The organism is Paraburkholderia sp. (assembly GCF_036488505.1).
Classification (GTDB): Bacteria; Pseudomonadota; Gammaproteobacteria; order Burkholderiales; family Burkholderiaceae; genus Paraburkholderia.
This window is the reverse complement of the sequence record NZ_DASXHN010000140.1, coordinates 1-2,385: the sequence shown is the minus strand read 5'-3', so window position 1 is coordinate 2,385 and position 2,385 is coordinate 1. Positions and strand designations below refer to the sequence as shown.

The window sequence follows — 2,385 nt, the reverse complement described above, 5'->3', positions numbered from 1 at the left end:
GTTGCTTCGCCGCGTTCCGGCTTGAACGTGACCTTCGCGTTGTAGGGCGGATCGTCTTCGAGCATGGCCTTGAGTTCCGCCAGCGCCTTCGCTGCCTCGACCAGCGGCGGCAGACGCAATGACAACTTGAACGCGGTGCGGGGCCGCAGCACATTGCCGGCATCGATCAGAGACGGCAGTCCCGCCGCCCCCGTCACCGCCAGCGATGGCCGCCACGTGGAATTGAGCAGCGCTTCACGCGGATCGGTGGTGACAGGCAGCACCGTGCCGCCGTTCTGGCCGCAACTCCACGGCAGTTTCTTCCATACATCGTCACCAAGAATGCGTGCCGTCGCTTCCGCTTCGCTCAGACGCCGCGGCGGGATATCGCAATGGAAACCCTGCGGCAGCAAGTTCCCGGTGCCCGAATCCTCGAGCCGTTCCAGCAGCCTGCGCATGATGCGAAACGAAGATGGCGCGATGCCGCCGTTCGTGCCCGAATGGATGCCTTCCTCGAGAACCTGCACTTCAAGGTCGCCCGACACCAGGCCGCGCAGCGACGTCGTTAGCCAGAGCTGATCGTAATTCCCCGCACCGGAGTCCAGGCAGATCACGAGACTCACGTTGCCGAGCCGCTCGCGCAGCGCATCGACATACGGAAGCAGGTCGAAACTGCCCGATTCTTCACACGTTTCGATAATGCCGACGCAGCGCGGCCGTTCGACGCCTTGCGCGTCCAGCGCGGCGATCGCGCTGATCGACGCATACGTGGCGTAACCGTCGTCCGCGCCGCCACGACCGTAGAGCTTGCCGTCTTCGAATTTCGGCGACCACGGACCGAGGTCCCGGCGCCAGCCGTCGAACTCGGGTTGTTTGTCGAGATGGCCGTACAGGACAATGGTGTCGCTGCTGTTCGAACGTGTAGCAGGTGCTTCAAAGAAGATCACCGGCGTACGATTGGGCAAGCGGATGATTTCGACTTTCAGGCCGCGAACGGGTTGCCGTTCGGCCCATTGCGCAGCGTCTGTAATGACGCGTTCGATGAATCCGTTACGCACCCAGTCGGGGTCGAACATCGGGCTTTTAGCAGGCACCGCGATGTAGTCGGTGAGTGCGGGAAGAATCTCGTCGTCCCATTTCCGGTCGACGAATTCCCGCAGTGCCTGACGGTCGATTTGGTCGATGCGCTGTGATTCTTGAGTAAGATCGTCTGAGATCATGACGGGCGTCCCGGCCGTTTAAATATCAATGATAGCCGCGTTTAACGGCAGTTCGAATGCACAGTTTCTCATGAGGCGAATCCCGGCGGCGCGCCTTTTCGCCTTTGGCAGCGAGCGCGACAGGCGTTTCGCAAGCTTGAAAAATGGCACGCGCGGACCGGAAGAATGCGGCGCCCGAGCTGCGGAAAAAGCGCTATGGCCGACGTCCCGGTATGCTTATGGCCCGTTCAACCAGGAGCACCATCATGTCCGTTTCAATGTATCGCGCGACGATTCCGGTTTTCATCCGAGGCCTCGACGTGCTCGTTTCCCTGCTCGACAAAGCCGCGGCGCATGCGAAAGAAAAAGGCTTGAGCGACACGGACATGACAGGCGCGCGGTTGATCGACGACATGCTGCCGCTCTCAGGTCAGATCCAGCGTGCAAGCGATACATCGAAGATGTCGGCACAACGTTTATCGGAAGTCGCGGCGCCTGCTTTCGACGATACCGAAACGACCTTCGCCGAATTGCGGGAACGCGTTGTGAAGACGGTGGCGTATCTGAAAAGCATCGATGCCGAGACGTTCGAAGGCAGCGAAACGCGGATTGTGACCCTGAAGCTAAAGAACTTCGAGCCGAAGTTCAGCGGCGAGGATTATTTGTTCCTGTTCGCGCTGCCGAACTTCTATTTCCACATCGTCACCGCTTACGACATCCTCCGGAACCAGGGCGTACCGGTAGGAAAGATGGATTTCCTGGGCGCGTTCCAGGCGGTATGACGAGCACTTGAAAGCAGCCCGCCGCCCGGCTCAAGTCAGTCAAGTCCGCGCGGCGATCTGCTTCTGCCAGCTAGCGAGAATACGTCGCGCGAGCAAGTTGTAATCGCCGCCAAAGTGATGATCGCCGCTCGTTTCGATCACTTCTATACCCGTCTTCGTCAGCGCCGGGCACAGCGTATCTTCCTCGGCCGCGCCGTAAATGCACTGCACGATCGCGGGCGGCAATTTCGCGAGTTCGGGCTGCACTTTCAACGCTTCCTTGCTCGCGGGCATACCCAGCCAGCCGGTCACGCGAATCTGGAAATCGGCGTCGGGCGCAAAGCCCATCAACGATACCAGCGACACCTTCGCGCGCACCGCGTCCGGCAGCCGGTTGTAAGCGAACGGCATCACGTCCGCGCCAAACGAATAGCCGATCAGCGCGA

3 protein-coding genes are annotated in these 2,385 nt (G+C 60.5%); 1 reads left to right on the top strand and 2 read right to left on the bottom strand.

Annotation, left to right across the window (positions count from 1 at the left end; translation table 11 throughout):
* Nucleotides 1-1,199 (bottom strand): M20/M25/M40 family metallo-hydrolase (locus VGH68_RS08065; protein ID WP_331603046.1); only part of this gene is annotated, 1,199 nt, incomplete at its 3' end.
* Nucleotides 1,200-1,342: 143 nt separating this feature from the next.
* Here VGH68_RS08065 and VGH68_RS08060 point away from each other — a divergent pair.
* The gene (locus tag VGH68_RS08060; RefSeq protein ID WP_331603045.1) at nucleotides 1,343-1,960 is read left to right on the top strand and encodes a DUF1993 domain-containing protein; all 618 of its coding nucleotides are present in this window, start codon (nucleotides 1,343-1,345) and stop codon (nucleotides 1,958-1,960) included.
* A gap of 39 nt (nucleotides 1,961-1,999) precedes the next feature.
* Here the strand turns inward: VGH68_RS08060 and VGH68_RS08055 are convergent.
* Nucleotides 2,000-2,385 (bottom strand): AcvB/VirJ family lysyl-phosphatidylglycerol hydrolase (locus tag VGH68_RS08055; RefSeq protein ID WP_331603044.1); only part of this gene is annotated, 386 nt, incomplete at its 5' end.

What these genes read in the sequence shown, in the direction of transcription:
- VGH68_RS08060 (WP_331603045.1), top strand. Translation starts at nt 1,343, where the DNA reads ATGGCACGCGCGGACCGGAAGAATGCGGCGCCCGAGCTGCGGAAAAAG.